General features: G+C 74.4%; 21 protein-coding genes. 11 read left to right on the top strand and 10 right to left on the bottom strand.

Annotated elements, in window-relative coordinates; genetic code table 11:
* Positions 1 to 4 precede the first annotated feature (4 nt).
* The 4 genes from ACFV3E_RS38650 to ACFV3E_RS38635 all read left to right on the top strand — a co-directional run bounded on the left by ACFV3E_RS38650 (position 5) and on the right by ACFV3E_RS38635 (position 4,997).
* Positions 5 to 1,189 (top strand): hypothetical protein, encoded by a 1,185-nt coding sequence (locus ACFV3E_RS38650; RefSeq protein ID WP_500539984.1) that lies wholly within the window; start codon positions 5 to 7, stop codon positions 1,187 to 1,189.
* 119 nt (positions 1,190 to 1,308) lie between these two features.
* A complete protein-coding gene (locus tag ACFV3E_RS38645) occupies positions 1,309 to 2,172 on the top strand; it encodes an acyl-CoA thioesterase (protein ID WP_500539982.1) in 864 nt (287 codons plus the stop codon).
* Between the two features lie 30 nt (positions 2,173 to 2,202).
* Positions 2,203 to 3,594 carry a CoA transferase gene (locus tag ACFV3E_RS38640; RefSeq protein ID WP_500539981.1) on the top strand — a complete coding sequence of 464 codons (1,392 nt, stop codon included), beginning with the start codon at positions 2,203 to 2,205 and terminating at the stop codon, positions 3,592 to 3,594.
* A gap of 119 nt (positions 3,595 to 3,713) precedes the next feature.
* Positions 3,714 to 4,997, top strand: coding sequence for a M48 family metallopeptidase (locus ACFV3E_RS38635; RefSeq protein WP_500539979.1), 1,284 nt, complete (start codon positions 3,714 to 3,716; stop codon positions 4,995 to 4,997).
* 12 nt (positions 4,998 to 5,009) lie between these two features.
* Here ACFV3E_RS38635 and ACFV3E_RS38630 read toward each other — a convergent pair whose 3' ends face one another.
* Positions 5,010 to 5,831 carry a DUF1684 domain-containing protein gene (locus ACFV3E_RS38630; protein WP_500539977.1) on the bottom strand — a complete coding sequence of 274 codons (822 nt, stop codon included), beginning with the start codon at positions 5,829 to 5,831 and terminating at the stop codon, positions 5,010 to 5,012.
* Positions 5,832 to 6,143: 312 nt separating this feature from the next.
* A complete protein-coding gene (locus ACFV3E_RS38625) occupies positions 6,144 to 6,704 on the bottom strand; it encodes a TetR family transcriptional regulator (RefSeq protein ID WP_500539976.1) in 561 nt (186 codons plus the stop codon).
* Positions 6,705 to 6,803: 99 nt separating this feature from the next.
* Between ACFV3E_RS38625 and ACFV3E_RS38620 the strand changes: the two genes are divergently transcribed.
* The gene (locus tag ACFV3E_RS38620; RefSeq protein WP_500539974.1) at positions 6,804 to 7,736 is read left to right on the top strand and encodes an oxidoreductase; all 933 of its coding nucleotides are present in this window, start codon (positions 6,804 to 6,806) and stop codon (positions 7,734 to 7,736) included.
* A 52-nt stretch (positions 7,737 to 7,788) separates the two neighbouring features.
* Here the strand turns inward: ACFV3E_RS38620 and ACFV3E_RS38615 are convergent, their stop codons facing one another.
* The 3 genes from ACFV3E_RS38615 to ACFV3E_RS38605 all read right to left on the bottom strand — a co-directional run bounded on the left by ACFV3E_RS38615 (position 7,789) and on the right by ACFV3E_RS38605 (position 10,137).
* Entirely contained in the window at positions 7,789 to 8,358 is a 570-nt protein-coding gene (locus ACFV3E_RS38615; protein ID WP_500539972.1) for a DinB family protein, read from the bottom strand.
* A 129-nt stretch (positions 8,359 to 8,487) separates the two neighbouring features.
* Positions 8,488 to 9,171 (bottom strand): hypothetical protein, encoded by a 684-nt coding sequence (locus tag ACFV3E_RS38610; RefSeq protein ID WP_500539971.1) that lies wholly within the window; start codon positions 9,169 to 9,171, stop codon positions 8,488 to 8,490.
* Positions 9,172 to 9,210: 39 nt separating this feature from the next.
* Positions 9,211 to 10,137, bottom strand: a complete 927-nt coding sequence (locus ACFV3E_RS38605; RefSeq protein ID WP_500539969.1) for an alpha/beta hydrolase — start codon at positions 10,135 to 10,137, stop codon at positions 9,211 to 9,213.
* A gap of 183 nt (positions 10,138 to 10,320) precedes the next feature.
* Between ACFV3E_RS38605 and ACFV3E_RS38600 the strand changes: the two genes are divergently transcribed.
* Positions 10,321 to 11,199 (top strand): helix-turn-helix domain-containing protein, encoded by an 879-nt coding sequence (locus ACFV3E_RS38600; RefSeq protein ID WP_500539967.1) that lies wholly within the window; start codon positions 10,321 to 10,323, stop codon positions 11,197 to 11,199.
* A gap of 46 nt (positions 11,200 to 11,245) precedes the next feature.
* Here the strand turns inward: ACFV3E_RS38600 and ACFV3E_RS38595 are convergent, their stop codons facing one another.
* Positions 11,246 to 11,620 (bottom strand): DUF1330 domain-containing protein, encoded by a 375-nt coding sequence (locus ACFV3E_RS38595; protein WP_500539965.1) that lies wholly within the window; start codon positions 11,618 to 11,620, stop codon positions 11,246 to 11,248.
* A 246-nt stretch (positions 11,621 to 11,866) separates the two neighbouring features.
* On the opposite strand from ACFV3E_RS38595, the gene ACFV3E_RS38590 reads away from it, so the two are divergent.
* From ACFV3E_RS38590 to ACFV3E_RS38575, 4 genes are all read left to right on the top strand, one after another.
* Positions 11,867 to 12,739, top strand: a complete 873-nt coding sequence (locus ACFV3E_RS38590; RefSeq protein WP_500539963.1) for an oxidoreductase — start codon at positions 11,867 to 11,869, stop codon at positions 12,737 to 12,739.
* A 90-nt stretch (positions 12,740 to 12,829) separates the two neighbouring features.
* Positions 12,830 to 13,531 carry an SDR family NAD(P)-dependent oxidoreductase gene (locus ACFV3E_RS38585; protein WP_500539961.1) on the top strand — a complete coding sequence of 234 codons (702 nt, stop codon included), beginning with the start codon at positions 12,830 to 12,832 and terminating at the stop codon, positions 13,529 to 13,531.
* Between the two features lie 217 nt (positions 13,532 to 13,748).
* Positions 13,749 to 14,591, top strand: a complete 843-nt coding sequence (locus tag ACFV3E_RS38580) for a prephenate dehydratase (RefSeq protein ID WP_500539959.1) — start codon at positions 13,749 to 13,751, stop codon at positions 14,589 to 14,591.
* Between the two features lie 333 nt (positions 14,592 to 14,924).
* Positions 14,925 to 15,902: an alpha/beta fold hydrolase gene (locus tag ACFV3E_RS38575; RefSeq protein WP_500539957.1), complete on the top strand. Its 978-nt coding sequence runs from the start codon at positions 14,925 to 14,927 to the stop codon at positions 15,900 to 15,902.
* A 27-nt stretch (positions 15,903 to 15,929) separates the two neighbouring features.
* Here the strand turns inward: ACFV3E_RS38575 and ACFV3E_RS38570 are convergent, their stop codons facing one another.
* Entirely contained in the window at positions 15,930 to 16,883 is a 954-nt protein-coding gene (locus tag ACFV3E_RS38570; protein WP_500539955.1) for a DUF8832 domain-containing protein, read from the bottom strand.
* A gap of 139 nt (positions 16,884 to 17,022) precedes the next feature.
* Complete coding sequence (locus ACFV3E_RS38565; RefSeq protein ID WP_500539953.1) at positions 17,023 to 19,572, bottom strand: SpoIIE family protein phosphatase; 2,550 nt, start codon at positions 19,570 to 19,572, stop codon at positions 17,023 to 17,025.
* Between the two features lie 200 nt (positions 19,573 to 19,772).
* Here ACFV3E_RS38565 and ACFV3E_RS38560 point away from each other — a divergent pair, with 200 nt between their 5' ends.
* Entirely contained in the window at positions 19,773 to 20,336 is a 564-nt protein-coding gene (locus tag ACFV3E_RS38560; RefSeq protein ID WP_500539951.1) for a GNAT family N-acetyltransferase, read from the top strand.
* 409 nt (positions 20,337 to 20,745) lie between these two features.
* Here the strand turns inward: ACFV3E_RS38560 and ACFV3E_RS38555 are convergent, their stop codons facing one another.
* Together ACFV3E_RS38555 and ACFV3E_RS38550 are read right to left on the bottom strand one after the other, a co-directional pair.
* Positions 20,746 to 22,575 carry a glycoside hydrolase family 15 protein gene (locus ACFV3E_RS38555; RefSeq protein WP_500539949.1) on the bottom strand — a complete coding sequence of 610 codons (1,830 nt, stop codon included), beginning with the start codon at positions 22,573 to 22,575 and terminating at the stop codon, positions 20,746 to 20,748.
* A 22-nt stretch (positions 22,576 to 22,597) separates the two neighbouring features.
* Positions 22,598 to 22,789, bottom strand: coding sequence for a hypothetical protein (locus ACFV3E_RS38550; RefSeq protein WP_500539947.1), 192 nt, complete (start codon positions 22,787 to 22,789; stop codon positions 22,598 to 22,600).
* Between the last annotated feature and the right edge of the window lie 179 nt (positions 22,790 to 22,968).

The raw sequence follows: 22,968 nt of genomic DNA, 5'->3' as shown, positions 1-22,968 counted from the left end.
GGGTGTGGATCCCGGGGAACTCCGACGACGTCAGGCGACCGCCGGGCATGTACGGCGGCACGCCGCGCCCGATGATCCGGCGACCATCCCGGCGCGCCCGGTCGGCGCGGCCGAACTGCCCGGCGCCGCCGCGGTGACGGGCGGCCACGGGCTGCTGCGGCATCCCGGCGGCGTGCACCACGCGCTGCTGCACCAGGACGACGTCATCGTGCTGGTCGACCTGGAGGCCGCGTTCGCCGGCCGGCCGGCCGTACTCGCCTCCGTCGCGGACCCCTGGCCCGGGTGGCGGAACAGTGCCTGCGCGGCGCGTGCCGACGGCGGCCTCGTCGTGCTCTCCGGGCAGCGCTCGGTGCTGGCCGTGGACTCCGACGGCCTCACCCGATGGGAGTACCGGCACGGCTGCTGGGGCGACGGGCCCCACCGGCACGACAGCCCCGAGCCGTGCCCGGGCCACGCCAGTGGATCCGTGCAGGTCGGCGCGGACGGCCGGCTCGTCTGGGCGCACGTTCTGCCGGACATCGACCACGGGGACCCGGAGGCCGACTCGTACGAGCAGTGGGTCGTCCTGGACGCCGCCGGCGGCACCGTCCTCGGCCACGCCCGGGTCGAGGGCGGCTCCCAGGGCTCGCACCAGCTCCCGCACCCCGACGCCTCCCGGATGATCCTCGCGACAGGCCAGGGCCAGGACGGCTCCCCGGCCTACGCCGGCCACTGGGACGGGTCGGCGCTCACCGTCGGGGAGGTCGGCGACGGCTTCCGCGTCCCCGTCGCCGTGCACCCCGGCGGCCGGGCGTTCCTGAGCACACCGCACGGCCACGACCCGCTCCTGCTGCACCGCTTCCCGGACGGCCGTGTCCTCATGGACCGGGACGCCGCGGACCTCGCGGGCGACGACGGGAACACCGGCGACGACGGGCCCGAACCGGCCTGGGACTTCGTCGCGGGCTTCGTCGACGGACACACCGTGATCGCCGGTGCCTACGACGCCCGCCACCACCGGGAAGCGTCCCGGCACTGGCTGCTGGACGCGCTGACCCTGCGCCCGCTCGGCCCGGTCGCCTACCCGGACCAGGATCCGGACCGGGATCCGGACCAGGGCGACCACCCCGTCGCGCTGGGCGACGGCACCTGGCTCACCCTGGCCGCGGACGGCACCACCCTCAACCGCTGGGCCCCGCACCGCGCGTGACCAGCGGGGCCGGTCCGACCCCGCCGGGTCCGCGCAGGTCGGCGGCCCTACCATGTGCGTCATGCACACAAGTGGGCGAGCGGTGAGCGCCCGGCCGTACGCACCCTGGCGGTGAACCCATGCAGCAGAACGTCCTGGACCCGGCCGAGACGGCCACCTCGTTCACGGAACTGCTGACCCTGGAGCGGCTGGAGGAGAACCTCTACCGCGGCTTCTGCCACGCCGGGATGCCGCTCCGGGCCTTCGGCGGCCAGGTCGCGGCGCAGTCGCTGATCGCGGCGGGCTCGACCCTGCCCGCCCCCGACCTGCTCGTCCACTCCCTGCACGGCTACTTCATCCGCGCGGGCCGCACCGACCGGCCCATCGTCTACGAGGTCGACCGGACCCGGGACGGACGCTCCTTCGCCACCCGGCGGGTGGTCGCGATCCAGGACGGCGAGGCCATCTTCAGCCTCTCCGCCTCCTTCCACCGCCCGGAGGACAGCGACGAGCACCAGGCGGACGCGCCCGAGGCGCCCGGGCCCGAGGGACTGCCCGAACTGTGGGAGCTCGGGCGTGCGCGCCGGAGAGCGTCCGTCTTCGAGGCCGTCCTGGAGTCCCGCTGCGTGGGCGACCCCGACAAGGGACTGCCCAGCATCGGGCAGGGACCGCGCCAGCAGTTGTGGGTCCGCACCCGCGACGCCCTGCCAGGGGGGCCGTTGCTGCACGCCTGCGCCCTGACCTACTTCTCCGACATCCGGCTGCTCGCGACGGCCGGCCTGCCCTACGCCGACCACCCCGGCGTGCGGCAGGCCGCATCGCTCGACCACGCCGTGTGGTTCCACCGGCCGTTCCGCGCCGACGAGTGGCTGCTGTTCGCCATGGAGAGCCCGACGTACGCGTCGTCCCGGGGCCTGGCCCGGGGTCAGTTCTTCACCCGGGACGGCCGCCTGGTCGCCTCCGTCGTGCAGGAGGGGCTGTACCGGCGGCGCCCGCCCCGCTGAAGGGCCGCCCTCCGAGGAAGGAACGACACGATGCAGCAGCAGCAGCCGACCGACCGTCCGACCGCCGACGCCTGGGAGGCCCTCGGCGGCGCCCCCGAGCGGGCGGAACACGTGGCGTACCGGGAGGTGGCCGGGGTGCTGCCCGCCCGGCTGCCGGTACGCCGGATGGCCCGGGCCACGGTCGGGGTCTGCTCCCTCGCCGCCGCCGAGCTGCTCGCGCTGCGCTCCGGCGGGGCGCCGCCCCCGGTGCTGGTCGACGAGGGGGCGGTGGCCACCGCGTTCGTGAGCGAGCGGCATCTGCGGATCGACGGCCGGGCGGCCACGTCCTTCGCTCCGCTGTCCGGCTTCTGGCGCACCGCGGACGGGTGGGTGCGCACCCACGCCAACTACCCGCACCACCGTGTCCGGTTGACCGCCGCCTTCGGCCTTCCCGGCGGTGGCGAAGGCGGCGACGAGGAGGCTCTGGCCCGACGGCTGGCGGACGAGCTGGCCGGGCGCACGGCCGCGGAGGTCGAGGAGACCGTCTACGCGGCGGGCGGACTGGCCGTCGCCGTACGGGACCCGGGCCCGGCGACGCAGCCGCTCGTGGAGACCGAGCGCACCGACGACGCTGCGGTGCGCCCCCTGCCTCCGGCGGGGCTGCCCGCGGCGGGCGTGCGCGTGCTCGACCTGACGCGGGTCATCGCCGGACCGGTCGCCACGCGCACGCTGGCGCTGCTGGGCGCGGACGTGCTGCGGGTGGACAACCCCCTTCTGCCGGAGGACGAGTCGGCCCACGCCGACACCGGCTTCGGGAAGCGGTCGGCGCGGCTCGACCTCTCCGGTCCCGACCGGACGGTCCTCGAGGAACTCCTCGCCTCCGCCGACGTGGTCGTGACCGGCTACCGCCCCGGCGCACTGGACCGATTCGGCCTCTCGCCGGAGGCGCTGCGCGAGCGACGGCCGGGGCTGGTCGTCGCCCAGCTCCGCGCCTGGGAGCGGTCCGGTCCCTGGGCGGGGCGGCGCGGCTTCGACAGCCTGGTGCAGGCGCGCTGCGGCATCGCCTCGACCGAGGCCGGACCGGACGGCCGCCCGGGCGTCCTCCCCGCCCAGGCCCTCGACCACGGCACCGGCTACCTGCTGGCCGCGGCGGTCCTGCGCGCCCTGGCCGACGCCCGCCGCCACGGCGGCGGAAGGCTGCTGCGGCTGTCGCTGACGGCCACGGCCTCCTGGCTGACGCACGGCATCGGCCCGGCCGACGCGCAGAGCGGAACCGGATCCGCGTCCGGTGGGGACGACGACCCCGCCCGCCGGCTCGCCGTCACCGACTCCGCCTACGGACGCCTGGTCCACGCCCTCCCGCCCCTGGGCTACCAGGGCGCCCCGGCGGACTGGACCCGCCCCCCGGGGCGCTGGGGCACGGATCTTCCGGTCTGGCGGTGAACCACACGGACCCCGGGTGAACCCTTCGCCCGGGGGCGGGCGGTGGCCTGCCCCGCGCGCGGAGTGCCCGGACCGCCACTACGATGCCCCGGCTGGAGATGATCAAGGGGAGGGGCGGCATGGAGACAGGCCGGGGAAGACCGTGCCCGCAGTGCGGGCAACGGCTGACGGAGGACGACCGGTTCGTCGTCTGGTGCGCGGCGTGCGACTGGAACGTGCGGGGCGGGAACGAGGACGACGAGGAGCACGACGGCCCCATCGACGCGTTGCGCCGGCGCCTGTCGCGGGCGTACGGCGAGGAACTGTTCGCCAGGATGACCTCGGAACGGCCGCCGAGGCCCGGCCGGGGCGCGGCGTACGTCGGCGCCTACGCGATCGCCGGCCTCGTGCACCTGCTGACACTGGCCGTGGCCGGCGCCGGTGTGTGGCTCCTGGTGACGGGCCGGCGGGCGATCATCCCCGCCGTGCTGGGCGTCCTGTTGCTGGGCCTGGCATGGCTGATGCGTCCGCGGCTGGGGCGGATGCCACGTCACGGGGACCGGCTGCACCGGGCGGACGCGCCAGCGCTCTACGCGCTGCTGGACGAGGTGGCCGACGCCCTCGGAGCGCCACGGGCGGACGTGGTCGTGGTGGATGCCCAGGTCAACGCCTCTGTCCAGGCGGTCGGCCTGCGCCGTCGCAAGGTGCTGACGATCGGACTCGGGCTGTGGGAGGTGCTGACCCCGCAGCAGCGGGTCGGCCTGCTCGGCCACGAGTTCGGTCACTTCGTCAACGGCGACACCAGCCAGACGCTCGTCATAGGTTCCGCTCACCGCACGCTCGTCGAGTGGTACGTGCTGTTGCGTCCGCAGCAGGACACCAGCGGCCTGGGAATGATCGAGATCGCCGCACGACTGCTCATGTTCGTACCCGCTTCCGCCGTGCTGCTGCTCCTGCACGTCCTGGCACACCTGACCCTGCGCGCCAGTCAGCAGGCCGAGTACCTCGCGGACGATCTCGAAGCGCGGATCGGCTCGACGGAGGCTGCCATCGGGGGGCTCGACGTCCTGCTGCTCGCCGATGCCGTCTCCTTCTGGCTCGACCAGCAGTACGTCACCGCCGGCACCGTGCACCGCGCCACACGCGGCGCCGACAGGGAACCCGACGAGGCGGTCTGGGAACGGCTCAAGGAGTACGTGGCGTCGATTCCCGCGTACGAGCTGGAGCGGCGGCGCCGGCTGTCCGCCCTGACCGCCCACACCGAGGACCAGACGCACCCGCCGACCCACCTGCGCCGCGCCGCCGTGGAGCGCCGGGAGCACCATCCGGCCGCCGTCGTGCTGGACGTCGCGCGGAACAAGGAGGTCGACGCCGCGCTGGACCCGGCCCGCCGCCGGCTCGGCCGGGAGGTCCTGCGCGGCTGAGCGACCCCGGGTTCAGGCCCGGCCGCCCCGTTCCAGGGGGATCCTCTCGCCCGCCTCGACGGCGAACGGCAGCCGGTTGCCGGCGGGCGGGAGGGGGCAGGTGGCGAGGTCGGTGTACGCGCAGGGCAGGTTGGCCGCCCGGTTGAAGTCCAGGCTCACCCCGCCCCCGGCGTCCGGCGGGTCGATCTGCAGGGAGCGGTTCGCCGCGTAGGTGGTCACCCCGGACGTCGCGTCCGTGAACAGCGCCATCAGTGCGCCCGGCCGCGAGCCGTTGAAGACGGTGAGCCGGTAGGTCGCGCCGTCCACGTCGAACTCCACCTGGCCCGGGGAGTCGTAGACGTGCTCCAGGCCCTCCACCGTCGCTCCCACGGTCACCGGGCGCGGGGCGTCGTAGGGCACGAACCGGCCCGCGCGGACCCAGCGGGGATCGGGCGCGTAGGCGGGCGTCCCGGTGAAGCCGGTACGCAGCGGGTTGTCCGGGTGGCGTGGGCGCAGGATGTCGTGCCCGCCGCGCTTGGCGACCTCGATGACGGCGTCGCCGAAGCCGGCGTGGACACCGTCGCGCTCGCCGATCACGCCGAAGTCGTACCAGCCGCGCACCGGCGCACCGTCGACGGTCAACTCCTCGCCGTCGCCAAGCTCGACCACCACGTGGCCGTCGGCGACCGACCAGGTGCCGGGGGCGTCCTCGAAGCGTTCCGGTCGCGGTCCCAGCCAGCGCAGGCTCGTGATCGCCAGGAAGCCGTGCGGACCGGCGAGCACCTCCTCCTTGCCGCGGTGCCAGTGCTCCCACTGCTCGGTGAAGCCGGTGCGTTCGACGTCCTGAGCGGTCATGTCCGCAGCTCCCTCGCGTGGCGGTGTACTTCTCCGCTCCGTACAACCGCCGCGGCCCGCGAGGTCATCCCGGCTGCCCCCGACGCGGCGGCCCGCCCGGTCGGCGTGCGAGGACGACCGGGCGGGCTCCGCTTCCCAGGCTGCCCCGTGGGCGATCGCCGCGCAGGCCGGAGGCCGTCGCGATTGCGCCGGACGGGGTGGGGGGGCGCCGCGTGTCGTGAGCGCGGCGTCAGGACGGGCAGGGGTCAACCTCCGTGCCGCGTAGGGAGGGTGCGCGCGGGGGACTTGCGCCCCTCGCGTACGGACGTCGGATCAGGGGGTGACGAGCTGCCGCACCGCCTCCACGACGACCCTCCTGCGCTCCGGTGCCGGGACCAGGGAGCGGACGTCCTCCCCTTGGCGCTGCCACATGTTGGCGACGACGAGGACGAGGGCGAGGAGTTCGCCCGCGCCCATGCGGTCGGTGACGGAGCCGCGCCGCTGCGCGTCCTCGACCGCGGCGACCTTGTCGGCCATGGACGCGGCCACGACGGGCCGGACCTCGCGGCCGTCGCCGCGCTCCAGGGCGTACCAGGCCACGAAGCGCATGACCTCGGGGTGGTCGAGGCCCGCGTCGTAGAGGCGGCCGGCGTAGCCGGGCAGGTCGTCGGCGTCGAGGGGGATGCCGGCGACGGCCTGTTCGACGACGGCGTCGTAGACGGCCTCGAACAGGCCCTCCTTCCCGTCGAAGAAGGAGTACGTCAGGCCGGGGCTCACCCCGGCGCGTCCGGCGATCCGGTCGACCCGTGCCCCGGCGACGCCGTACTCGGCGAACTCGGTCAGCGCCGCCTCCAGCAGCAGCCGCCGCTTCAGCTCCGGATCACGTGTGCGCATGCACGCATCCTCGGCTATTGAACGTTCATTTGACAACTCGGCCAGGGGCGGGGCACTGTCAAGCTACTAAATGAACGTTCACTTGATAGGAGTCCGGGCATGCCCGCCACCACCGCCCCCACCCCCCACTGGACCCCCGACGCCATCGCCGACCAGCGCGGCCGAACCGCCCTCATCACGGGAGGGAACAGCGGCATCGGCCTGGAGACCGCGCGCGTGCTCGCAGGCCACGGCGCCCGCGTGATCCTCGCCGGACGCAGCCAGGACACGCTCGAGGCGGCGGCGGCCGCCCTCGCCGCGGAGCGGCCCGGCGCCGACGTCGGCACGGTCGTCGTCGACCTCGGCAGCCTCGCCTCGATCCGGCGGGCGGGCGAGCGGCTGGCCGCGGGGCCGGGGGCGGTCGACCTGCTGATCAACAACGCGGGCGTCATGAACGTGCCCGAGCGCCGCACCACCACCGACGGCTTCGAGCTGACCTTCGGCACCAACCACCTCGGCCACTTCGCCCTCACCGCCGGGCTCATGCCGGCCCTGCTCCGGTCGCCGGCGGCCCGCGTCGTGACCGTCAGCGCCGTCGCCGCGCGATGGCGCAGCGGCCGGCTCGACGACCTCAACAGCGAGCGCCGGTACGGAGCGATGGGCGCCTACGCCAAGTCCAAGCGCGCCAACGTCGTGTTCACCCGGGAACTGGCGCGCCGCCTGGCGGGCACCTGTGTCGAGGCGGTCGTCGTCCATCCCGGTTCGGCGATGACGAACCTGCAGCGGCACAGCAGCGGCCCGCTCGCCAGGATGGTCGTCGCTGTCGCCTCGCGGGCGCTGATGGGGTCGCCCGAAGGCGCGGCCTGGCCGTCGCTGTACGCCGCCACCAGCCCCGACGTCCGCAGCGGGCAGTTCCTCGGCCCCGCCGGACGCGACCAGACCTCCGGAACCCCCGTTCCGGTGCGGCTTCCGCGCGGTGCGGACGACCCGGCCGAGGGCGAGCGGCTGTGGACGCAGAGCGAGCGGCTGACGGGCGTACGGTTCCCCGCCTGAGCGCCGCCGCGCCGCATCGTCCGCCCGCCGCCGCGTCGCCCGCCGCGGTCCGTCAGCCCGGCGGGTCCTCGCCGACGAGCCCGTCGACGGACTCCCGGATGAGGTCGGCGTGCCCGACGTGCCGCGCGTACTCCTCGATGAGGTCGACGAGGATGCGCCGCAGGCTCGGTGACCGCCCGTCAGCGGTGGTGTAGCGGCCCAACTGCCCGAGGTCGCCCACCGCCAGGGCCTCGCGTACCACGCGGCGGGAGCGGGCGACCGCGTCCTGCCAGAGCGCCGTGAGCTGTTCGGGGCCGTCCTGCGCCGCGGAGCGCCAGTCCCACTCGGGGTCGGCGCGCCAGTCCACCGTGTCCCACGGCGCACCCGGCTCCCGCCCGAGGAACTTCCGGGAGAACGAGGCGTCCTCGCAGTGCGCCAGGTGCTTCAGCAGGCCGCCCAGCGTCACCGACGAAGCACCGACCGTCGCCCGCAGGCCCGCCGCGTCCAGGCCGCCGCACTTCCACGCGAAGGTCGCGCGCTGGCGCTCCAGCGAGCCCAGCAGCGTCGCGGCCTCACCCCCGGCGAGCGGCGGCTCTGGCCCCCCGGCCGGGCTCCGGCCGATCTCCCACGCGTCGTCGGTCACGGCAACCGAACCTACCGGGCGCGGGTGCCGCCCGAGAACCCGTTCCCCCGGTGAACTACCGTGGCCGGCCATGGACACCGACGACTGGCTCGCGGACACCCGGACGTCTTACGACACCGTCGCCGAGGACTACGCCGACCAGCTCCGCGGCCTCCTGGACAGCGCACGCTCCAGCGCGGCCCGGTCGGCCGGTGCGCCGTGTGCGGGGAGCACGAGCGCGACCGGGAGGGCGAGCAGCGGCCGCAGGCGCTGGACCACCTGCTCGCGCGTGACGCCGTCCCGCAGCCGGTCGTTGATCTGCAGCCCGCGGCCGAAGTCGACCAGGGTGTCGCCGGGGATGACGGCCCGCAGACGGCCGTCCCACAGGACCATGTCGTTGTGCTCCCTTCCGGCGAACGCCTCGATCCCCGCGGGGAGTCGGTCGCCCTCGGCGTACAGGTGGCCACGGCCGCCGTCGCCGGTGTGCAGCCAGGCGAGGTCGGGGCTGCCGTCACCGGCCTGTTCACGCGTGACGCCGAACTTCCGTACGAGGTCGTCGGCGGTGTCGGGCGGGGGAGTGAACACCGGCGCGTCGAGGCGCTCGACCAGAATCCGCGTGTCGCGCTCGTGCCAGGGAGCGGTGAGCACCACGACCGGCTCCCGGTCGGCGGCGAGCGCGAGGAGCCCGGGCGGCACGGACAGCGGGTCGAGGAGGAGCAGCCGGGTGCCGTCGTCGACGGCGTACGACGACACCTCCCGCGGCCACCGCTCGTCCGGCGTCCACTCCGGGTGCGGCGTCTGCCAGTGCCAGACGCCGGTCGCGACTTCACGCATGCGTGGACCCTACCGGCGCACCCGGCCCGGGCGCCGGGGTCAGTGGTCCGCGGCCGGGCCCAGGTTCCGGGTGAAGAAGCCGGCGAGCTTCCCGACCGCGGGGTCGACGTACCGCTCCCGGTCGTAGAGGTCGACGTGACTCGCGCCGTCGATCCACTGCAACTCCTTGGGGCCGGTGGCGCGCTGGAACGCGTCGACGCTCATCCAGGCGGTGACCGCGCGGGACCCTACGACCATCAGCAGGGGGCGCGGGCCCATGAGCGGGACGGCGGCGAAGGCGTCGAAGGCCGCCATCCTGTCGACGCTCGACCAGGTGAAGAAGTCGGCCGCCCGGGGGTGCCGGGCGCGCGGGGTGCGGTAGTAGTCGAAACCCTCGACCCCGTGTTCCCCGCCCAGCGCGCGGGCCTGGTCCGCGGTGTCGGGGAACAGGGTCAGGACGGGCGGCTCCTCGCCGCGGGCCTCGGCGGTACGTGCGCCCGCGGCGGCCTCCAGCATGCCCTGGAACACGGCCGCGTCCTGGGTCCCGTCCGCCCCCAGGCGGAACTGGCGGGAGACGTCGACCGCGCTCACGGTGCCGACGGCCTTGATCCGCCGGTCACCGGCCGCTGCGGGGAGGACGTAGCCGCCGGAGGCGCAGATGCCGAGGGCGCCGATGCGCCCGGCGTCGACGTCGCCGCGGGTGGTGAGGTAGGAGACGGCCGCCTTGAGGTCCTCCACCCGCTGGGCGGGGTCCTCCAGGCCGCGGGGTTCGCCGCCGCTCTCGCCCTGGTGGGCCGCGTCGAAGGCGAGCGTGACGAAGCCCTTCTCGGCCAGGCGCCGGGCGTAGAGGCCGGCGGCCTGTTCCTTCACGCCGGTGCCGGGGTGGCCGACGACGATCGCGGGCCGCGGGCCCTGCGCGTCGGGGGTGTAGACGTGGCCGGCGAGCGGGATGCCGGCGCTGTCGAAGGTGACGGTGGTCTTGGCCACAGGGTGCTCCGTGTTCGCTGTCGTGGCGGGCCGCGCCTGTTCGGCGGGCCCTCTGCCGCCCGGAACCGTGCCGGGCACCTCTCGACCATCCGTCCCGGCCGGGGTGGGCAAAAGAGGCGGGTTCCTGCCGGGGAAGAAACGTGCCCCCTCACAGCAGGGGCAGCGCGCGGGAGAATGGGGCACATGACTGCGGCATCTGGCCCTCGCGAACTCGGAGCCTTCCTGAAAGCCCGCCGGGCGCAACTGGCACCGGACGAATGCGGTCTGCCGCCGGCGGATTCCGGGCGCAAGGTCGCGGGCCTGCGCCGTGAGGAGGTCGCGCAGCTCGCCGCGATCAGCGTCGACTACTACACGCGGCTCGAGCAGGGCCGCGTCCGGGCGTCGGCTTCGGTCCTCGCCCCGCTGGCCCGTGCGCTGCGCCTCGACGACGACCAGCAGAGGTACCTGTACGAGCTCGCCGGCAAGGCCGACGCGCAGCCGCGGCGCCGCCGTCCCGCGCAGGGCGTGCGGCCCGCGATGCGGCGTCTGCTCGACCAGCTCACGGCGACGCCCGCCGTCGTCCTCGGCAAGCGGCTGGACGTCCTGGCCTGGAACGACGCCGCCGCGGCCCTGTACACCGACTTCTCGTCGGTCCCGCCGGGCCGGCGCAACTACGTGCACCTGCTCTTCACGCACCCGACCGTCCGCGGCATGCACCGGCAGTGGGAGCACGACGCCCGCGACGCCGTCGCCGCCCTGCGCATGCAGGCCGCCGCGGAGTCCGACGATCCCGAACTGGCGCGTCTCGTCGGCGAGTTGTCGGTCCAGGACGCCGACTTCCGCACCTGGTGGGCGGAGCACCGCGTCATCACCACCAGCTACGGCACGAAGCACTACCGGCACCGGCTGGTCGGTGACCTCACGCTCGACTGCGACACGTGGAGCAGTCCCGACGGCTCGGGTCAGCGCCTCATGGTGCTGACCGCCGAGCCCGGCAGCCCGTCGTACGACGCGCTGCGCATCCTGGCCTCGTGGACGGCCGGGCAGCCGGGCGCGAACAAGGCCGGGGACCGGGCACGTTGACGGGGCGGGATCGACCCGCCCCGGCCAGGGTGCCTCTGAACCTGCGTCAGCCATCCGCACCTGATGCACCGGACGCACCGGCGACGGACGCCCGGACCTGCCGGGCGAAGCCCGCGACGGTGTAGTCCGCGGGAAGGCCGTCGATGAGCACGAGGTCGGAGATCGCGTTGCGGGTGCGCAGGGGCAGGATCTCCTGGTACTCGGGCGAGTCGTACCAGTTCCGGGCCGAGGCCCGGTCGGGGAACTCCAGGAGGACGGCCAGGCCGGGCCAGGCGCCCTCCACCACGGTCGGCTCGCCGTTCGCGAGCCACCTGCCGCCGTAGGGCCGCAAGGTGGCGTCGACGCGCTCCAGGTAGGTCAGGCCCTCGTCGTTCGGGATGCCGCCGGGGATGCGCAGGTGGTTGATCAGGTACGTGCTCATGTCGGACCTTCCGGGGTGGGTGCCGTCGCCGGTTGTCGTGACCAGGCGACGTGACGGACCGGCCGGATCGCCGTGCGACGCGCCGCACGGACGCCGGAATGCGTCCCCGCGGGTGAGGTGGCTGGCCCCCCCACCCCCAGGAACAGCGGGGCACTGCCACCCGCGCCCCACGCCGCGCACAGTGGAGGGCGGCCGGAGCCGGCCGGTTCGTCATCCCCCCACATCCATGCACGGAAGGTGCGACACATGAGCAATGCACGGAATCTCCCCGGTGGCGCGCTGCGGCTCGCGGACGACCTCGTCATCAGCCGCATGGGCTACGGAGCCATGCAGCTGGCCGGTCCCGGTGTCTTCGGTCCCCCGAAGGACCGCGACCAGGCCCTCGCCGTGCTGCGTGAGGCGGTCGAGCTGGGGATCACCCACATCGACACCAGCGACTTCTACGGTCCCGCGGTGGTCAACGAGCTCATCAGGGAGGCGCTGCACCCCTACCCGGACGCCCTGCGCATCGCCACCAAGGTCGGCGCACGCCGCGACGGCACCGGCGGCTGGATCCCCTCCCTGGAACCCGACGACCTCAAGGCCCAGGTGCACGAGAACCTCCGGCGCCTGCGACTCGACGTACTCGACGTGGTCTACCTGCGCCTCGGCTCCGTGGAGGGCACCGGCGACGACCCGATCGCCGAGGAGTTCGGCGCCCTCGCGGAGCTGCGCGAGCAGGGCCTGATCCGGCACCTCGGCCTCAGCGGGGTCTCCGGCGCCCAGCTGACCGAGGCGCAGTCCATCGCCCCCGTCGTGGCCGTGCAGAACCTCTACAACCTGGTCAAGCGGCAGGACGACGCCCTCGTCGACCGGTGCGCCGCCGAAGGCATCGCCTTCGCCTCCTTCTTCCCGCTCGGCGGCTTCACCCCGTTCCAGTCGGACGAACTCGCGGGCGTGGCGGCCCGGTTGGGCGCCTCGCCGCAGCAGGTCGCCCTCGCCTGGCTGCTCCGCCGGTCGGCGACCACCGTCCTGATCCCCGGAACGTCCTCGCTCGCGCACCTGCGCGAGAACGTCGCCGCGGCCGCCCTGGAACTGCCCGCCGACGCCGTCGCGGAACTCGACGGCATCGCCGGCTGAACGGCGCCCCGCTCACGCCACCCCGCCCACCCCCCGACACGTCGGCGCGCGGTCACCCGCGCGTCGCGAGCACCAGCAAGGGAGCACCCCATGACCATCACGCTCGTCACCGGCGGCAACAAGGGCCTCGGTCGCGAGACCGCCCGCCGTCTGATCAAGCTCGGCCACACCGTCTACATCGGCTCCCGGGACGCCACCCGCGGACGGGCGGCCGCCGACGAGCTCGGCGCGGAGCTGCTCCTGCTCGACGTCACCGACGACGCCTCCGTGACCGCGGCGGCCGAGGAGCTGCGGCGCCGCGAGGGCCGGCTCGACGTCCTGGTGAACAACGCGGGCGTCTTCGAGGGCATGGTCGGCGCCGAGGAGGCCTCCGGCGCCCACATGGCGACCGTCCTCGACGTCAACGTCGTCGGCCTGGTGCGCGTGACGCACGCCTTCCTCCCCCTCCTGGGGGAGTCCGCCGCGCCGGTCATCGTCAACGTCAGCAGCGGGCTCGGCTCCTTCGGCACGGTCCTCGACCCCGGGAAGAACGAGTCGCGGTACGTCACGCCCGTCTACTCCGCGTCGAAGGCGGCGGTGAACATGCTCACGGTGCAGTACGCCAAGGGCCTGCCCCACATGCGCGTCAACGCCGTCGAGCCCGGGTTCAGCGCCACCGACCTGCACGGTCTGAGCGGGCACGGCATCCAGACCCCGGAGGAGGGCGCCGAGGCGATCGTGCGCTGCGCCACCGTCGGCCAGGACGGCCCGACCGGCACCTTCGGCGACCTCACCGCGCAGTTGCCGTGGTGATGACCTGCGCGCCGGCCGCCGAGGCCGGCGCGGAACCCACGGGCGGTGGGGGCCGCCCGTGGGCCATCCGCCCGCGCCTGGGGTGAGCCGGGGTTCCGGTCCGGCCACGGCCGTCCGGCCCTCGGACGGGAACGAGGTGCGCGCGCGGCGCGCAGTAGCATGCGAGGACGGCCCCGCCGCACGCACCGCCCACCGATCCGGAGATACCGACGCGCACATGGTGACCATCGCCTACCAGGGAGAACCCGGATCCAATTCCGCCGCCGCGGCCCGCAGGCTGTATCCCGAAAGCCGGGAGCTGCCCTGCACGACGTTCGAGCAGGCGCTGGAGGCGGTCGCGGTGGGGAGCGCGGAGCTGGCCGTGATCCCCGTGGACAACTCCGCCGCCGGTCGCGTCGCGGACGTCCACCACCTGCTGCCGGAGGCGGACCTCTCGATCATCGCGGAGTACTTCCTGCCGATCCGCTTCGACCTGATGGGCGTGCCCGGGGCCACGCTGGAGGACGTCGCGTGCGTCCGCAGCCATGTGCACGCCCTGGGGCAGTGCCGGAAGATCATCCGCGAGGGCGGCTGGCAGACGCTGGTGAGCGACGACACCGCGGGCGCCGCCCGCGAGGTCGCGGAGCTCGGCGACCCGCGGCACGCGGCGCTCGCCCCGCCCGGGGCCGCGGACCTGTACGGACTGCAGGTGCTGCGCGGCGGCGTGGAGGACACCTCCGACAACACCACCCGCTTCGTCGTCCTCTCCCGCGACGCCGCGTTCCCGCCGGACTCGGGCACGCCGATGATGACCAGCCTCTTCTTCTCGGTGCGCAACATCCCGAGCGCGCTCTACAAGGCGCTCGGCGGCTTCTCCAGCAACGCGGTGAACCTCACCAAGATCGAGAGCTACCAGGTGGGCGCGGGGCTGAAGGCCAGTCGCTTCTACATCGAGATCGAGGGCCACCCGGAGGAGAGCAGCGTGGCCCTCGCCCTGGAGGAGCTGCGCTTCTTCTCCTCCGAGGTGCGGATCATGGGCGTCTACCCGGCGCATCCGCACCGCTCCCTGGACCACGACTGACGCAGGATCCGGCTCCGCGGCAACAGGACTCCGCCGATGGCGGCGCAGGACCCCGGCCGCGGAGGTCGGACCGCCGCGTCGTAGTCCCGCAGGCATCCCGCCGGTGGCTCCAGGTCCGCGTCCCGCCAGTCGGCGAAGCGGCTCGCGTGGGCGGCCCGGCGTCGTTCGTCCGCCCGTTCCAGCAGTCGCACACCCCCGCGGGGCAGCTTTCACCCCGACGGCCCATGGCCGTGACCCGGTCGGCATACGCGGCCGGGCCTGTCGCCGCCGAGCCGTGAACACTCAGGTGCCGTAGGGCCCCCGCCCTGAGCACCGAGGAAAGCGAGATACGGCATGGCGGCAACTCTGGATTCCCGCTCGCGGCGTCGCATACGCCGCGCCCACGTCGCCGCGGCCGGCTGCGCCCTGGCCTTCTGCGCGTCCGCCGCGGCCCCGGCGGCCGCGGACGGGGACACGACCGGGACGAAGCCGACGGTGGTCCTGATCCACGGGGCGTTCGCGGACGCCTCCAGCTGGAACGGGGTGATCGAGCGGCTCGAGAGCCGCGGCTACCCCGTCATCGCCCCCGCGAACCCGCTGCGCGGGCTGTACAGCGACTCCACCTACATCGCCTCCGTACTGGAGAGCATCAAGGGCCCCATCGTCCTGGCAGGCCACTCCTACGGCGGCGCGGTGATCAGCTCCGCCGCGGCGGGCAACCCCCAGGTGAAGTCGCTGGTGTACGTCTCCGCGCTGATGCCCGACGTCGGTGAGAGCGGGATGTCGCTGTCCGAGCGGTTCCCCAGCGCGCTGGGCACCGCCACCAAGTCCGTGCCGTACCGGGCCGGCGGGGGAGTCAGCGGCACCGACCTCTACCTCAAGCGCGACAAGGTGCACCCGGTGTTCGCCGCCTGCCTGCCGGAGAGCCAGGCGAACCTGCTGGCGGTCACCCAGCGGCCCGCGGCCACCACCGCGTTCTCGGAGAAGGCCAAGGTCGCGGCCTGGAAGACGATCCCGTCCTGGGCCCTCGTCGGCCGCCAGGACATGACGATCAACCCGGACCAGGAGCGCTTCCAGGCGGAGCGCGCCCACTCCCACACCGTGGAGCTCGACACCTGTCACGTGTCCCTGATCGCCCGGCCCGACGCCGTCGCCGACCTGATCCTCCAGGCCGCCACCGCCGCCGAGTCCGGCCGCCCGGCGCTGGCCGACACGGGGTCCGGCGAGCACCGGCCGGGCGTCGGCGCTCTGGCGGGCGCCGCCGGGGGCGCGTTGGCCGCCGGCGCGGCCGCCTTCCTGGGCGCCCGTCGCCTGCGGCGCCGTTCCGGCTGAGGGGCCTGCCGCGAGCCGCGCCTGACGTCAGTGGCCGTGGCCGCCCGTCCCGCCGCCGTCCGCGTCGGCATGGCCGTCCTCCGGACCGGCCGTGACCGTGAACGCGGCGGTGCGGACCGTTCCTCGGTGCTTGAAGTCCAGGAAGAGCCGGTACGTGCCCGCGCTCGGGGCCGTGGCGGTGAAGGAGACGTCCGGCCCGGGCGCGGTCGCGCCGTCGCCCGGGGCGCCGCCCGGGTGCACGTGCAGATACGCCAGGTCGCCGGCGCGCAGGGCGACCAGGTGGCCGTACGCACCGAGGTACGGCTGCAGGTCGGTGACCTCGCGGCCGTCCTTCGTCACCGTCAGCCGGAGCTCCCGCGCGGCGCCGGGTTGCAGGCCGCCGTGGAGCGTCACGGTGTAGCCGTCCACGGTCGCCGTCCGGGAGACCGGCGCGGGGCTGCCGGGCCGGTGGTCCCCGGCCACGGAGAGGTCCGCGCCCAGCGTGAGGTTCCGGCTGCCCTTCGCGGCGGGGGTGAAGTCGGCGAAGATCCGGTGGTCCCCGGCGCGGGGGAGGCTGACGGGGGTGCTCCACGTGCCGTCGGCGGCCCGGACCGGATGCAGATGGCGGTAAGACGTCAGGTCGCGCGAGACGACGATCAGGTGCAGCTCCTTCTCGTGGGCCCGCCGGTACGAGGTGAGCGGGTGGCCGTCGGCGTCACGTATGAGGAAGCGCAGTTCGGCCGGGCGACCGGAACCGACGTGTGGCGTGCGGAGGTCGAGGGTGTAGCCCGCCTCGCTGACCGCCAGGCCTCCCGCGGGCTGGGCGGCGCCCACGTCGGCGCCCTTGTCGGCGCCGGTGTCGTGCGCGTGTCCCGCTTCCGGCGCGTTCGCGCCGACCTCCGGTGAGCGGACCGGGTCGAAGGCCGCACCCACGCCGTAGGCGGTGCCGAACGAGGCCGCCAGGGCGACGGCGAACGCGGTGATCTTCGTTCCGGTGTTCAAGGCTGCTCCGTGGGTGCCGTGGCATGGGGACGCGTGCCGGTTGGGCGCGTCGACCCACGCTATACCCCCTGGGGGTATGTGCCAAGGCGCGTGGGGGCATTGCGACAATACGGGGTGGGGGTATGTGTGGCCGTGGCCGTCAGGCGGGCGCCAGGACCTGTTCGGTCCAGATCGTCTTGCCGCGCGGATGGTGACGGGTGCCCCACTGCTGGGCGAGCTGCGCCACGAGGAGCAGACCCCGCCCGCCCTCGTCGTACGTGCGGGCACGGCGCAGGTGCGGGGTGGTGTTGCTCGTGTCCGTGACCTCGGTGATCAGCACCGTGTTGTTGTGGATCAGGCGCAGCTGGATGGGCGGCTTGCCGTAGCGGATGGCGTTGGTGACCAGCTCGCTGACGAGCAGTTCGGTGGTGAACGAGGTCTCCTCCAGGCCCCACGTCGTCAGCTGCGACGTGGTGTGGTGGCGGGCGTGCGCGACGGTGGCGGGGTCGTTGGGCAGCTGCCAGGTGGCGATGTGGTCGGAGGGCAGCGTGCGGGTCCGGGCGACCAGGAGGGCGATGTCGTCGGTCGGGCGGTGCGTGATGAGGGTGGTCAGGACCCGGTCGCAGACCGTGTCCAGCGACGAGGCCGGGTGCGCGAGGGCCGTGAACATCTTGTCCAGGGACTGGTCGATGTCGTTGTGGTGCGGGTCCAGCAGCCCGTTGGTGTAGAGGGCGAGGACCGTGCCCTCGGGGAGGTTCGTGGTCATCGTCTCGAACGGGAGCCCGCCCAGCCCCAGCGGGGGGCCGGCGGGGACGTCCAGGAAGTGGACGGCGTGGTCGGGGGTCACCACGGCGGGCGGAGGATGTCCCGCGCGGGCGAGGCTGCACTGGCGCGTGATCGGGTCGTACACCGCGTACAGGCACGTGGTGCCGATCCCGCCCGCGGTCTCCGCGTCCTGGTCCTCCCCGGCGTCGTCGGAGCAGAGGTGGATCACCAGGTCGTCGAGGTGGGTGAGGAGCTCGTCCGGTGGCAGGTCCACGTCGGCGAGGGTGCGCACCGCGGTGCGCAGCCGCCCCATCGTGGCCGACGCGCGGATGCCGTGCCCGACGACGTCGCCGACCACGAGGGCGACACGGGCGCCGGACAGGGGGATCACGTCGAACCAGTCGCCGCCCACCCCGGCGTGCGTCGTCGCGGGCAGGTAGCGCGTGGCGATGTCCAGGGCGGCCTGCTCGGGCAGGGTGTGCGGCAGCAGGCTGCGCTGCAGCGTCATCGTCGTCGTGCGCTCGCGGGCGTAGCGGCGGGCGTTGTGGATCGCGGTGGCGGCCCGGTGGGCGAGCTTCTCGGTGAGGGTGAGGTCGTCGTCGGTGAAGGGCACCGGGTTGCGGTGGCGGCTGAAGACGGCCAGCCCGAGGGTGCCGCCGCCGGCCGTGAGGGGGATCGCGATGACCGAGTGGGTGCCCGCCTCGCGGATCCACGCGGCCCGGGGGTCCTGGGCGGCCCAGCGGGCGAGGGTGGCCTCGGTGATGTCGTACAGCGCGGCCTTGCCGGTGTCCAGCGTCTGCGCGGGAGGGGACCCCGGGGGGTAGGTCGCGGTGTCGCCGAGGGCGATGAGGGCCTCGGGGGTGCCGGGCAGGATGGACCTGGCGGCGGTGCGGGTCACCGTCACCGGACCGTCCGACCCGGCGGCCCGGGCGCCGGTGGAGGGCTCGATCAGGTCGACGGCGGCGTAGTCGGCGAGCTCGGGCACCACGAGGTCGGTGAGCTCCTGGGCGGTGCGGGTGGTGTCCAGGGTCGTGCCGATGCGGGTCGCGGCGTCGTGCAGGAGCTGCGAACGGCGCCGCACCTCGGGGTCCTCCGCGGCCGGGTGCGTGGTGAGCACCACCCCGCGCACCGTCCCCGCGGGGTCGGCGAGCGGGGTGAGGGTCGCATGCAGCGCGTGCTCCCCGTCGGCGCCGTCACCCGCGCCGGTCCCGTCCCGCGCCCGGTCGGTGTCCCCCGGCGCGGTGCCCGAGCCTCCGTCGTCTCCGGCGGCGGTGGAGCCTTCCGCGGTGAAGGGGGCCGGGGCGTGCTGCGGGCGTCCGCTGGTCAGGACGCTCCGCATGTGGGCCTCCGTCTGCCGGGCCGTGTCACCGGGGGCGAGGTCGGGCAGCCGTAGGCCGCGCATCTCGGCCTCGCGCAGACCCAGGGTGTCCTCGAAGGCGGCGTTGGCCCGCGTCAGCCGCAGCCCGGTGTCGAAGACGGCCTGCGGGCAGGGGGACTGGGTGAACGCCCAGCCGCACACCGCGTCGTGCGCCGGCGGGTCGCCGGGGGTCCCGGGGACCGCCGCGACGACGAGCCAGCCGCTCCTGTCGTGCCCGTCGCCGTTGTGCCCGGGCCCGGTGTCGTCCGGCGGCCGGCCGGAGGTCTCGCGGTGGTGGGCGAGCAGGCGCAGGCGCAGGGTGTGTCCGTCCCGGTGGCGGAGCGCGAGGGTCCCGGCCCAGCGCGGCGTGGAGGGGGGCGGCGCGTGCGGCGGGGGTCCGGCGAGCAGCAGCGTGGCGGGATGGCCGATGATCTCGGCGGGCGTGTGGCCGAGGAGATGGTGGGCCTGGGCGCTCCAGCCGGTGACGATCCCGTGGTCGTCGAGCGTGGCGGAGGCGGTGTAGGCGGTCCCGCCGTCGGTGCCCAGGGATTCCGGCTGTCCACCGGCGGCGGTGGGAAGTGGCTCCATGGCTGTCATCTCGCCCTCGCTAGGTTCTTTCCCCCGCGGGGGCGGGGGAACCGGGCTCGGCCAGGGCATCCACTGACCAGCATCGTGCCTGTGACGGGTGAGCACCAACGCAACGGGCGGGGCGGGCGCCGGGCGAGGCCCCGGGAGGCGCATCGGCAGGGGCATCGGGAGGGGCGCCCCGGCATGAGAGCATCGCGGGCATGTTCCCGGAGACCTCCCGGCTGCGCGTACGGCGATTCCGCCCCGGTGACGCGCCGGCCCTGGCCGCCTACCGGTCCGACCCGGCCGTCGCCCGCTACCAGGGCTGGAGCGAGCCGGTGTCCCCTCAGGCGGCCGCGGACCTCGTCGCGCGGTTCGCCGCGGGGGATCCGGAGGAGCCCGGCTGGTTCCAATACGCGGTGGAGCTCGCCGCCACCGGCGAGCTGATCGGCGACATCGGCGTGTGCCTGCACGACAACCGGATGCAGGCCGACCTCGGTTTCACCCTCGCCCGCGCGCACCAGGGCCACGGCTACGCCACCGAGGCCGTCACCGCGCTGCTGGACCGGCTCTTCACCGTGAGCGGCCTGCACCGCGTCTCCGCCGAGTGCGACGCGCGGAACACCGCCTCGGCGCGTCTGCTGGAGCGTGTCGGGTTCCGGCTGGAGGGCCGTCGCCCGGCCCACACCTGGATCAAGGGGGAGTGGACCGACGACCTGCTGTTCGGTCTGCTCGCCACCGACTGGGAGACGCGTCCCCCTGGCACCGGACGCGACGGGGAATGACGACGGGGAATGACCGCTTCCGGTTCACGGTTGGACCAGGCGCGGGAGACCTGCCACAGGACTCCACGGGGACGCGGAGCGGTCCGCCCCCACGGAGTGCCCCCGAGCAGGAGAACGGCCCCGCTTCGATCCGGCGCCGGCCTGGCCCCCCTTCCCGGCCGGCGCCGATCGTGCCAAAGGACACCGGGGTGCCGGCCGGCCCCCGGACACCCCGTCACACCGCGTGTGGCCGTGCCCGGTTGAGCCCGGGTGGGTCAGCCCGGCTCGCAGGAACCCCTCGACGGGTGTCTGATGTGGTCAGCGGCCCGGGGCCCCGGAGTGGCCCCCGATGAACGGCCCCGGGCCCGCTTCGTGCGTCATGCCTCCGCCCCGGGCGATTCCGCCACGGGAGGAGCCTCCTGACGGATCGTCATGCAGCGATGGGCTGCCGGGCCTCACTGATCGCCCAGGCGGCGTTGACCAGGCCGATGTGGCTGAACGCCTGCGGGAAGTTGCCGAGCAGTTCACCGGTGGCCGGGTCGATCTCCTCCGCCAGGAGGCCCACGTCGTTGACGTACGCCGCCGCCCGGGCGAAGACGTCGCTGGCGCGTTCGGCCTGGCCCGACAGGGCCAGCGCCTGGGCCAGCCAGAAGGTGCACAGCAGGAAGGTGCCCTCCTCGCCGGCGAGGCCGTCCACCCCCTCCGCGGTGCGGTACCGGTAGACCAGCCCCGCGGCGTCGGTGAGCCTCTGCTCCGTCGCGTCGATGGTGGCGCGGATCCGCGGGTCGCCGGCGGGCAGGAAACCGACGATCGGCATCATCAGGTTCGACGCGTCGAGGGCGGTCGAGCCGAAGTACTGCGTGAAGGCGCCCGCCTCCTCGTTCCAGCCCTCCCGCAGCACGGTCCGGTGGATCTCGTCCCGGGTCCTCCGCCAGGCCGCCACCTTGTCCCGGCGCGCGCCCAGGCGGTCGGCGAGCCGCACCGCCCGGTCCAGTGCCGCCCAGCACATGACCTTGGAGTACAGGAAGTGGCGGGGCTCGCCACGGACCTCCCAGATTCCCTGGTCCTTCTCGGTCCAGCGCTCCGCCGCGGCGTCCGCGCACGCGACGAGGAAACGCCGCGTGTCGTCGTCGATCCGGTGCAACTGGTCCGCGAGGCGGTACGCGGCATCGAGGAGCTCGCCGTAGACGTCGATCTGCTGCTGGCACCACGCGCCGTTGCCCACCCGCACCGGCCGGCTGTTCCGCCATCCTCGCAGGTGGGGGAGGGTGCGCTCGCTCAGGTCGTGCTCTCCGCCCACGCCGAACATGATCTGCAGTGTCCGGTCCTCGCTCAGCGACGGCGCGGCGGTCGCCAGGAAGGCGAAGAAGTCGTGCGCCTCGTCGGGGCAGGCCGCCACCCACAGGGCCTCCATGGTCAGGCAGGCGTCCCTGACCCAGGTGTAGCGGTAGTCCCAGTTGCGCTCGCCGCCCACGCCCTCCGGCAGCGAGGTGGTCGCGGCGGCGATGATGGCGCCGCTGGGCTGGAACGACAGCGCCTGCAGCACCCGGCCGCTGTGGTGCACCAGGTCGCGCCAGGGCCCGTCGTAGGCCTGGTGCATGTCCGACCACGACTGCCATGCCGCGATCGTGGAGTCCAGGCGGCCGGACAGCTCCTCCTGCGTCCAGACACGGGCCGGGGGCTCCTCGAGCGTCGAACGGTGCAGGCCGAAGCAGACGGACTCGCCGGCCCGCAGGGTGAAGGCGCCGTGGGCCGCGGCGTCCGCGAAGTCCATGCGGTACGGAGTGGTCAGCACCAGCCACTCGGCCCCTCCCCGGGACGTGACCCCGCCCTCGGTCCCCGACAGGATCGGCGCGACGAGTCCGTACTCCGGTCGCGGGCGGTACGTCGTCTCCACCGGCACCTCGCCCTCGGCACAGGTCAGCCTGCGGGCCAGCAGGTGCGGTGCGCCGGCCCCGAGGCTGTGCTCGTCGCCGTCCGGGCCGGTCAGCAGGGCGTCCGTGAGCGTGACCGTTCCCGAGGCGGTGCGGAAGGCGGACTCCAGCACCATGGACCGGTCCACGTAGGTCCGCGTCGCCTCGTACGGGACCGACGGCCGGACCGACCAGTGACCGGCCGCGCCGTCCAGCAGCCGCGCGAAGACCGAGGGGCTGTCGAACCGGGGGAAGCACAACCAGTCGACGGAGCCGTCCCGGCTCACCAGCGCTGCGGAGTGCCGGTCGGAGATCAGTGCGTAGTCTGCGATCGCGGTCGAACTCATGGCGGCTCCCACGGACGGTGGCTCAGCGGACCGGCCGGCCGTTGCCGTACGCCGCGCGCGGCTCGAACGCCGCGCCCCGCGCCGCGAGTTCGGCCGGGACCCTCCCGATGTCCCCGGCCTGCCACGACATCCGGGCGGAGGTCCAGGCACAGGCGCCCGCGGGACCGGCCGTCACGTGGCCCCTGGCCGGACCGGCCCCGCCGTCTGCGTCCATGCCTCCAGTGTGCCGCGGCCGGCGACGGGCGACCGGGTGCGCGGGTGTGCGGGGGTCCGTGGTGTCTGGATTCGCCGGTCGGGGGGTGTGGGGGGATGCTGGTGTATATGAGTACGCGCGTTCCTGCGGATTCTGTGGCTCGGGCGGAGTTGCCCGGGTGGTCGCCGATGCTGGCGGTG

Origin of the sequence: Streptomyces sp. NPDC059718 (genome assembly GCF_042733315.1) — a bacterium.
In the GTDB taxonomy this organism is placed as follows: Bacteria; Actinomycetota; Actinomycetes; order Streptomycetales; family Streptomycetaceae; genus Actinacidiphila.
Note: the sequence above shows the minus strand (reverse complement) of the source record. Positions and strands in the feature narration are given on the sequence as shown.

Excerpts from the sequence above, each read along its gene's own strand:
- ACFV3E_RS38645 (WP_500539982.1), top strand. The coding sequence starts at position 1,309 with ATGCAGCAGAACGTCCTGGACCCGGCCGAGACGGCCACCTCGTTCACG.
- ACFV3E_RS38640 (WP_500539981.1), top strand. The coding sequence starts at position 2,203 with ATGCAGCAGCAGCAGCCGACCGACCGTCCGACCGCCGACGCCTGGGAG.
- ACFV3E_RS38635 (WP_500539979.1), top strand. The coding sequence starts at position 3,714 with ATGGAGACAGGCCGGGGAAGACCGTGCCCGCAGTGCGGGCAACGGCTG.
- ACFV3E_RS38630 (WP_500539977.1), bottom strand. The coding sequence starts at position 5,831 with ATGACCGCTCAGGACGTCGAACGCACCGGCTTCACCGAGCAGTGGGAG.
- ACFV3E_RS38625 (WP_500539976.1), bottom strand. The coding sequence starts at position 6,704 with ATGCGCACACGTGATCCGGAGCTGAAGCGGCGGCTGCTGCTGGAGGCG.
- ACFV3E_RS38620 (WP_500539974.1), top strand. The coding sequence starts at position 6,804 with ATGCCCGCCACCACCGCCCCCACCCCCCACTGGACCCCCGACGCCATC.
- ACFV3E_RS38610 (WP_500539971.1), bottom strand. The coding sequence starts at position 9,171 with ATGCGTGAAGTCGCGACCGGCGTCTGGCACTGGCAGACGCCGCACCCG.
- ACFV3E_RS38600 (WP_500539967.1), top strand. The coding sequence starts at position 10,321 with ATGACTGCGGCATCTGGCCCTCGCGAACTCGGAGCCTTCCTGAAAGCC.
- ACFV3E_RS38595 (WP_500539965.1), bottom strand. The coding sequence starts at position 11,620 with ATGAGCACGTACCTGATCAACCACCTGCGCATCCCCGGCGGCATCCCG.
- ACFV3E_RS38590 (WP_500539963.1), top strand. The coding sequence starts at position 11,867 with ATGAGCAATGCACGGAATCTCCCCGGTGGCGCGCTGCGGCTCGCGGAC.
- ACFV3E_RS38585 (WP_500539961.1), top strand. The coding sequence starts at position 12,830 with ATGACCATCACGCTCGTCACCGGCGGCAACAAGGGCCTCGGTCGCGAG.
- ACFV3E_RS38580 (WP_500539959.1), top strand. The coding sequence starts at position 13,749 with ATGGTGACCATCGCCTACCAGGGAGAACCCGGATCCAATTCCGCCGCC.
- ACFV3E_RS38575 (WP_500539957.1), top strand. The coding sequence starts at position 14,925 with ATGGCGGCAACTCTGGATTCCCGCTCGCGGCGTCGCATACGCCGCGCC.
- ACFV3E_RS38565 (WP_500539953.1), bottom strand. The coding sequence starts at position 19,572 with ATGGAGCCACTTCCCACCGCCGCCGGTGGACAGCCGGAATCCCTGGGC.
- ACFV3E_RS38560 (WP_500539951.1), top strand. The coding sequence starts at position 19,773 with ATGTTCCCGGAGACCTCCCGGCTGCGCGTACGGCGATTCCGCCCCGGT.
- ACFV3E_RS38555 (WP_500539949.1), bottom strand. The coding sequence starts at position 22,575 with ATGAGTTCGACCGCGATCGCAGACTACGCACTGATCTCCGACCGGCAC.
- ACFV3E_RS38550 (WP_500539947.1), bottom strand. The coding sequence starts at position 22,789 with ATGGACGCAGACGGCGGGGCCGGTCCGGCCAGGGGCCACGTGACGGCC.